This window comes from Streptomyces sp. NPDC005485 (assembly GCF_040606085.1).
GTDB lineage: Bacteria > Actinomycetota > Actinomycetes > Streptomycetales > Streptomycetaceae > Streptomyces.
The window spans coordinates 40,292-48,787 of sequence record NZ_JBEXDZ010000063.1 but is presented as its reverse complement, the minus strand read 5'-3'; the positions used below and the strand labels follow the sequence as shown (position 1 = coordinate 48,787).

Below are 8,496 nucleotides of genomic sequence, written 5' to 3'. Positions count from 1 at the left end.
GGGGGGGGGGGCGCGGGTGGGGGCCCCCCCCCCACCCCCCCTGGTATTCACCTGAGGGGTGCTCAGGAGTCCTTGGGTGACTACGAGTTGATCTGCGCCGTCACCAGGCTGGAGAAGGTCGTCAGCCGGGTGTAGACACCCGGGTGGCCGGCCTCGGCGCAGCCGTCGCCCCATGAGGTGATGCCTGCCAGGACCCCTCCGATGAGCAGCGGACCGCCGCTGTCGCCCTGGCAGGTGTCCACGCCGCCGGAGGTGTATCCGGCGCAGACCATGTCGCTCGCCACGTAGTCGGACCCGTACGAGCTCCTGCAGCTGGAGTCGGACACGATCGGGACGGTCGCGGTCCGCAGCTGGTTGGAGGAGCTGCCGTTCTCGGAGGTCGTGCCCCAGCCCACGATGCGGGCGGTGGTGCCGGTCGCGTACACGCCCGTGTTCGTGGACGACACGTACTTCGCCGTCGTGTACGACATCGACGTCGACAGGGTCAGCACGGCCACGTCGTCACCGTTGGTGGCGTCCGTGTAGTCGGGGTTGACCCAGATCCTGCTGACCTTGCTGACAGTGCCGTTCGTGCCGTTCAGGTAGGTTCTGCCGCCGACGACGCGGACGCTGCTCGTGGTTTCGCCGACCATGCAGTGGGCGGCGGTCACGACCTTGTTGGCGGCGACCAGGGTGCCACCGCAGAACTGGTTCTGCGAGGCGTCGGTGATCTGCATCATGAACGGGTACGCGGTCGTCGTGGTCGTCGTGCCGCCGACGATGGGCTGGGGGGCGGCGACTGCGCCGGGAGCGGTCAGCAGAGCGGTCGCGGCGGCGGCAGCGGTCGCCGCACAGACGGCGGCGGTCTTCTTGAGACGGTTGAGCCCGAACATGGGTCTCCTCGGAGGTGGCCGGTGGGGGGACGCGCGGGTGGGGGGTGGTGCACGGGGACCGCGGGACCGGACCCCAGTGCCCGAGCGAGCGGCACGCCTTCACGCTAGAAGTCGCCATGGGCTCCTCCCAATGAGGGAACCCCCTAGGGGAGTTCGGGGAGGGAAAACCCTCGGTCGACGCGCGTAAACCTCCGTGAGCGTAACGCCGACCAGGGCTTGTTCATGTGCAGCGACGCGAGGGTCCGCGCACCGGGACTTGCGCAGGTGAGGTGAGGTACGGCGTCAGCCGGTCCGGCGTTCCGCCGCCAGCCGTACGATGTCCACCCGCGACCGGATCCCCAGCTTCCGGTAGACCCGGGTGAGGGTCGCCTCGACCGTCTTGACGCTGATGAACAGGCGCGCGGCGATCTCGCGGTTGGTGGCGCCCTCCATGACGAGCGCGGCGACCTGACGTTCCGTCGCGGCGAGCGTGTCGAGGGCGGCGGAGGCGAGCGGCGGCGCGGCGGGTCGCGCCGAGGCCGTGGTCTCCACCTGGCGCAGCCACGGCAGCGCGCGGCACCGGCGGAAGAGCCGGGAGGCCTCGTCGTAGGTGGTCGGGCCCGGCGTGGAGCTCCCCGCCGCCCGGGCTGGGCCGAGTGTCAGGCCGGCCAGGGCGTACGCGGCCCGCGCCTCCTCCAGGCCGTAGCCCAGCTTGGCCAGCCGGTCCTGCACGGAGGTCAACTGCCGGGTGGCGGCCGCGTGTTCGCCGCGTGCGGCGCGTACCAGCGCCTCGGCCCGGTCGAGGACGGCGAGCACACTCTCGCGCCCGAGCCGAAGTGCGCGTGTGCGCGTGACGTCGATGACGTCCTGGGCCTCCACCGGCTCGCCGATCCGCACGAGCGCCTCGGCGAGGTCGCCGTGCCAGCGGCCGCGCGCCGGGTCGGTGATGCCGAGGCCGCGCTCAAGTTCCCGCACCCTGCGCAGTGCCTCGACCGCCGCCTGGGCGTCACCGGCCACCAACTGGGCGTATCCGAGGGCGCCCAGGGCGCGGGAGAGGTACATCAGGTCGCCGTTCTCCTCGGCGTACGCCGCCGCTTCCCGGGCGAGCGCGAGCCCCCGCTGCACCTCGCCGCCGGAGGCCTCCGCGAGCGAGGTGAGCATGGCGGAGGCGCCTTCGCCGATCCCGGTGTCGCGAGCCAGCCGCAGGCTCTCCCGGGCCAGTTCGAGTGCCTGGCCGCAGTGCCCGGAGCGCAGTTCGGTCTCGGCGAGCCCGCGCAGGAAGTGCACCTCGCTCTCGACCATGCCGCGCCGCCGTGCCTCGCGCAGCAGGGTGGTGACCGCGGCCCGCGCCTCGGGCAGTTGGTCGCTCATGATCAGCCAGCGGAACCGGGCCGCTCCGGCGCCGTTGTGGTGGCACGCCGCCCGCGGGTCCTGGGGTTCCTTCAGCGCGCGCTTGATGGTGGCGGGTGCGTCCGGGTGGCCCATCAGTGTCTCGGTCTGGGCCTGGAAGGCGAGGGCCATGAGCTCGGTGCGCCGGTCGCCGGCGCGCTCGGCCAGCTCCGCCGCGCGCGCGGCCTCCGCACGGCACTCGGTGAAGTCGCCCTCCACGAGCAGGGCCCGCCAGGCCAGTTGGTAGCGGACCAGGGCGAGCAGCCGCGGATCGTCACCCGCGTCGGCGAGTGCCTGCGGGAAGGCGGCGTCGACCTCCGACATGGCGTGGCCCGCCGTGTCGATCACGATCATCCAGGCGCGCACCCGGTCCGAGGGCTCGGTCGCGGTGCTCAGTACCTCGCGGGCGATCTCCCGTGCGAGGTCCAGGTCACCGGCGGTGACCGCGTCCTCGGCCGCCAGCAGCCGCCGCTCGTCCGGGCCGGGCCGGACGTCCGGCGGGGTGTGCCGGGCGGCCAGCAACCCCAGTCCGGCGGCGACCGACGGGGCGCCGCGGTCCCGGGCGGCGGCCGCGGCCGCACCGAGCCGGTCGGCGACCTCGGGATCGGTGCCGGTGGTGGCCAGGGCGAGGTGGCGGGCCCGCTCGATCGGGTCGGAGGCCGCCGTGGACAGCGCGGCATGGGCGGCGCGCCGTTCCTGGGCGGTCGCCTCGGCGTACAGGGCGGCGGAGATGAGCGGGTGCGCGAAGCGGATGCCGGGGGTCTCGCGCTCGGTGGCGAGCAGGCCGAGGGCGGCGGCCGAGGCCGTCTCCGCCTCCGCGTTCTCGCGGCCCGCGGCGTGCAGCAGCGCGAGGGTGGGGCGGGCGCCCGCGCTGACGACGAGCAGGGTGCGGCGGGCCTCGGCGGAGAGCATCTCCAGCCGGTTCAGGACGAGCGCGCGCAGCGAGGTCGGCACGGGCAGCGGCTCGCCCGGGCTCGGCGGGGTCGGTGACTCGGCCAGGGCGCGGCCGAGCTCCAGTGCGAAGAGGGGGTTGCCGCCGCTGGTGCGGTGGATGTCCCGCACGGTGGACCGGGGCAGGTCGGTGTGACCGCGGCGGGCGAGGAGTTCACCCACCTGGGGGCGGGTGAGCGGATTGACCCGCACGGCCAGGGTCTCGGGCGGGGACGCGCGTAGATAGCGGTCGTGCGGGGTTCCCTGCGGGTCCGTGCCGGTGCGTACGGCGCACAGCATGCGCACGGGCATTCCGCCGAGGCGGCGGGCGGCGAAGCCGAGCAGTTCGGCGCTGGCCGGGTCCAGCCACTGCAGGTCGTCGGCGACGATCAGCACCGGCCCCTCGGCGGCCAGGGCGCGCAGCACGGACAGCACCGCGAGCCGAAGGGCGAGACCGTCGCGTTGCAGGGTGGACTCGCCGCGTCCGGTGAGCGCCGATTCGAGGGCCGTGCGCTGCGGGGCGGGCAGTTTGTCGGAGACCTCGTCGGCGACGAGCCCGAGGAGGTCGGCGAGCGCGAGGAACGGGAGATGGGATTCGGACTCGGTGGCCGAGCAGCGCAACACGGTGCGGGCCGATTCGGCGTATTCCGCGGCCAGCGCGCGCAGTACGGCGGACTTTCCTATTCCCGCCGGGCCGTGCACGAGCACGCTGCCTCCGCCGGCGAGATGCTCACGGGCCCCCGCGTACACCTCCTCCCGGCCGATGACCAGGTCGGGGCGCGGTCTCGCAGGTTCGTCGAAGTCCCCTCGCACGGTCACCGCTCCCCTCACGTGTCGTGTCCGGGCCAATATTAGGCAATGTTTCTTTGAATTTCGGAGGGTCGGGGTGGTGAGGGAAATAACAAGAGATCGGCATAGAGGGATTCAGTGGCGGGCCGGCTGAATGGCGACCGAATGGAGAGGGTTCGCGGAACGGTCAAAAGGGGACGAGCGGACGGCTGTGGCGGCAATCCCGCCCCGCTCCCGCGTAATGGCCCAGTCCAATACGCCTACGGCAGCAAGCCGGCCCGCCGCGCCGCGACCACCGCCTCCAGCCGTGTGTGGGCGCCCAGCTTCCGCATCGCGGAGCGCAGGTACCCCTTCACCGTCTCCGGGCGCAGCCCCAGCCGCTCGGCCACGCCCGCGTTGGTCACCCCGGCCGCGACGCACGCGAGGACGTCCACCTCGCGCGGCGCCAGCGTGACGGCCCGCGCGCCCGCCCCGGCTCCGGCCCCGCGGCCGGGTTCGTTTGCGGCCGCACCGACCAGGCGCCCGCAGGCCTCCAGCAGTTCGGCCCGCAGGGCCGGGTCCACGATCCGCGGCGCAAGCGCCCGCAGCGCCCCGTGCGCCTCGCGCACCTCCTCCCACGCGGCCGTCTCCATCGCCGCAGTGGGCTGCCGTGCCACGGTCAGCAGCCCCTGCGCCTCGTCCCGCACGACCAGGGCCTGCTCCACGTCCCGCGCCGCCGCCACGGCCGCGCCGAGCGTGCGGTCACCGAGCGGCTGCACCGTGCGCAGGGCGCCGTACAGCACTCCGCGCACCCGACGCCGTACGACGACGGGGACGGCGACCACCGAGCACAGGCCCTCGGTCGCGACCGCGATGTCGTACTCGTGGCTGATCTGCCGCGAGGCGGAGTAGTCCGTCACCGCGCACGGCCGGGCGAGGGCCACCGCCTTGCCGCCCAGACCGTTGCCCGACGACACCGCGAGCGCGCTGAGCGCGGCCGTCGCCGTGCCGCTGAGTTCGCTGATGCGAACGTGCTGTCGGCCGGGCTCGACCAGTCCGCCGAAGGCGACCGGCAGCCCCGTGGCGCGCCGCAGCCGTACCAGCGCGCCACGCAATTCCACCGCCTCGGCTGCGTCTGCTGCCACCTGCTCGCCCCTTCATCGCGGCGCACCCCCGTTCGGGGGTGGTGAGATCTGCATCACGAATACACGATGCTAGGGCCTGGGTCGAAAGTGCTACCTGCCGGGCGGCTGTGCAGCATCGAGGAGGACACATGACGGCGACGACGGGTGCGACGAGCGGCTTCCGCGCCGCACGGGACTTCCTGCTGGAGCACCGCGAGGACTACGCCACGGCCTACGAGGGCTTCACCTGGCCTCGCCCGGACTGCTTCAACTGGGCCCTCGACTGGTTCGACGTGATCGCCCGCGACAACGACCGCACCGCCCTGCACATCGTCGAGGAGGACGGTGAGAGCGCCGAGTTCTCCTTCGCCGCGTTGGCGGAGCGCTCGAACCGCGTGGCCAACTGGCTGCGCGCGCAGGGCGTCCGCGCCGAGGACCGCATCCTCGTCATGCTCGGCAACCAGGTCGAACTGTGGGAGACGGCCCTCGCCGCGATGAAGCTGCGGGCCGTCGTCATCCCGGCCACCACCCTGCTCGGCCCCGCCGACCTGCGCGACCGCGTCGAGCGCGGCCGCGTCAGGCACGTGATCGCACGGGCCGAGGACGCGGAGAAGTTCGACGACGTGCCGGGCGGCTACACCCGGATCACCGTCGGCGGCGAACGGCCGGGCTGGCGGTCGTACACCGAGGCGGACGGCGCCGAGGCGGCCTTCGTGCCGGACGCCCCCACCCGTTCGGACGACCCGCTGATGCTCTACTTCACCTCGGGCACCACCGCCCGCCCCAAGCTCGTCGAGCACACCCACGTCTCGTACCCGATCGGGCATCTGGCGACGATGTACTGGATCGGGCTGAAGCCGGGCGACGTGCACCTCAACATCTCCTCGCCCGGCTGGGCCAAGCACGCCTGGTCGAACCTCTTCGCGCCCTGGAACGCCGAGGCAACGGTCTTCATCCACAACTACACGCGCTTCGACGCGCCCCGTCTGATGGCGGAGATGGACCGGGCGGGTGTGACCACCTTCTGTGCGCCGCCCACCGTGTGGCGCATGCTCATCCAGGCCGACCTGACCCAGCTGCGCACGCCGCCGCGCGAGGCGGTCGCGGCGGGGGAGCCCCTGAACCCCGAGGTGATCGAACAGGTGCGGCGCGCCTGGGGCGTCACCATCCGGGACGGTTTCGGGCAGACCGAGACCGCCGTCCAGGTCTCCAACAGTCCGGGGCAGGAACTGAAGACGGGCTCCATGGGCCGCCCCAGCCCCGGCTTCCGCATCACGTTGCTCGACCCGGTGTCGGGCGCGCCCGGTGCGGACGAGGGCGAGATCTCGATCGAGCTGTCCGCGCGTCCCGTCGGCGTGATGACCGGCTACCACGGAGACGCGGACCGTACGGCGGAGGCGATGGCCGGCGGCTACTACCGCACCGGCGACATCGGCGCCCGCGACGCGGACGGCTACATCACGTACGTCGGCCGCGCCGACGACGTCTTCAAGGCCTCCGACTACAAGATCTCCCCCTTCGAGCTGGAGAGCGCGCTGCTTGAGCACGAGGCGGTGGCCGAGGCGGCCGTGGTGCCCGCCCCCGACGAGCTGCGGCTGTCGGTGCCCAAGGCGTACATCGTGCTGGCGGAGGGCTGGGAGCCCGGTCCCGACACCGCGAAGGTGCTCTTCGAGCACTCCCGCACGGCCCTGGCGCCGTACAAGCGCATCCGCCGCCTGGAGTTCGGCGAACTCCCCAAGACCGTCTCCGGCAAGATCCGCCGGATCGAGCTGCGCGAGGCCACGGCCGCGGGCTCGTCCGACGAGTACCGCGAGGAGGACTTCCGATGAGCGAACCGTCGTACACACACGGAACGAGCGGGACAGCCCTGCTCGGGGACACCATCGGAGCCAACCTCGACCGGGCGGTCGCGGCCTGGCCGGACCGCGAGGCGCTCGTCGACCTGCCGTCCGGGCGGCGCTGGACCTACACGCGGTTCGCCGCGGACGTCGACAGGCTGGCGTACGCGCTGCTCGCCGGCGGGGTCGGCAAGGGCGACCGGGTCGGCATCTGGGCGGTCAACTGCCCCGAGTGGGTACTCGTCCAGTACGCCACCGCCCGCATCGGCGCGATCATGGTGAACATCAACCCGGCCTACCGCACCCACGAGGTCGAGTACGTCCTCAACCAGGCCGGAATCTCCCTGCTGGTCGCCTCCCTCGGCCACAGGACGAGCGACTACCGCGCGATGGTCGGGCAAGTGCGCGGCAAGTGCCCGCAGTTGAGGGAGGTCGTGTACATCGGCGACCCGAGCTGGGAGGCGCTGATGGCGCGCGGGGCGTCGGAGAGGGAGGCGGAACTCCGCGCGCGTGCGGGCGAGTTGTCCTGCGACGACCCCATCAACATCCAGTACACCTCGGGCACGACGGGCTTCCCCAAGGGAGCCACTCTCTCCCACCACAACATCCTCAACAACGGCTATTTCGTTGGGGAGTTGCTCTCCTACTCCGAGCAGGACCGGATCTGCATCCCGGTGCCCTTCTACCACTGCTTCGGCATGGTGATGGGCAACCTCGCCGCCACCTCGCACGGCGCGTGCATGGTCATTCCCGCGCCCTCCTTCGACCCGGTGGCGACGCTCCGCGCGGTCGAGCAGGAGCGCTGCACCTCGCTGTACGGCGTACCGACCATGTTCATCGCGGAGTTGAACCTGCCCGACTTCGCGACCTACGACCTCACCTCCCTGCGCACCGGGATCATGGCGGGCTCGCCCTGCCCGGTCGAGGTGATGAAGCGGGTGGTCGCCGAGATGCACATGGAGGAGGTGTCCATCTGCTACGGCATGACGGAGACGTCCCCGGTGTCGCTGCAGACGCGCCGCGACGACGACCTGGAACACCGCACCGGCACCGTCGGCCGCGTGCTCCCGCACCTGGAGGTGAAGGTCGTCGACCCCGCCGGAGTGACACAGCCGCGCGGCACCTCCGGGGAGCTGTGCACCCGCGGCTACAGCGTCATGCTCGGCTACTGGCAGGAACCCGCGAAGACCGCCGAGGCCATCGACCCCGGGCGCTGGATGCACACCGGGGACCTCGCGGTGATGCGCGACGACGGTTACGTCGAGATCGTCGGCCGCATCAAGGACATGATCATCCGCGGCGGCGAGAACGTCTACCCGCGCGAGATCGAGGAGTTCCTCTACGCCCACCCGAAGATCGCCGACGTCCAGGTGGTCGGCGTCCCCCACGAGCGCTACGGCGAGGAGGTCCTCGCCTGCGTCATCCCCCGCGACCAGGCTGACCCGCTGACGCTGGAGGAGCTACGGGCTTTCTGCGAGGGGCAGTTGGCGCACTACAAGATCCCCAGCAGGCTGCGGATCCTGGAGTCCTTCCCGATGACGGTGTCCGGGAAGGTCAGGAAGATCGAGCTGCGGGAGGGGTACGGCGAGTAGGGCG

The 8,496-nt window shown here is 72.2% G+C and carries 5 protein-coding genes; 2 read left to right on the top strand and 3 right to left on the bottom strand.

All coding sequences use genetic code 11. From position 1 onward, the window contains the following. Nucleotides 1–80: 80 nt before the first annotated feature. The 3 genes from ABZS97_RS22045 to ABZS97_RS22035 form a co-directional block, all read right to left on the bottom strand. Nucleotides 81–872, bottom strand: a complete 792-nt coding sequence (locus tag ABZS97_RS22045) for a serine protease (RefSeq protein ID WP_356139995.1) — start codon at nt 870–872, stop codon at nt 81–83. Between the two features lie 282 nt (nt 873–1,154). Then, nucleotides 1,155–3,989 (bottom strand): AAA family ATPase, encoded by a 2,835-nt coding sequence (locus ABZS97_RS22040; RefSeq protein ID WP_356139994.1) that lies wholly within the window; start codon nt 3,987–3,989, stop codon nt 1,155–1,157. 230 nt (nt 3,990–4,219) lie between these two features. Beyond that, the gene (locus ABZS97_RS22035; protein WP_356139993.1) at nt 4,220–5,083 is read right to left on the bottom strand and encodes a helix-turn-helix transcriptional regulator; all 864 of its coding nucleotides are present in this window, start codon (nt 5,081–5,083) and stop codon (nt 4,220–4,222) included. 128 nt (nt 5,084–5,211) lie between these two features. Here ABZS97_RS22035 and ABZS97_RS22030 point away from each other — a divergent pair, with 128 nt between their 5' ends. After that, nucleotides 5,212–6,891 carry an AMP-binding protein gene (locus ABZS97_RS22030; protein WP_356139992.1) on the top strand — a complete coding sequence of 560 codons (1,680 nt, stop codon included), beginning with the start codon at nt 5,212–5,214 and terminating at the stop codon, nt 6,889–6,891. Beyond that, nucleotides 6,888–8,492: an AMP-binding protein gene (locus ABZS97_RS22025; RefSeq protein WP_356139991.1), complete on the top strand. Its 1,605-nt coding sequence runs from the start codon at nt 6,888–6,890 to the stop codon at nt 8,490–8,492. The genes ABZS97_RS22030 and ABZS97_RS22025 overlap by 4 nt, the downstream gene beginning before the upstream one ends. Nucleotides 8,493–8,496: the final 4 nt, after the last annotated feature.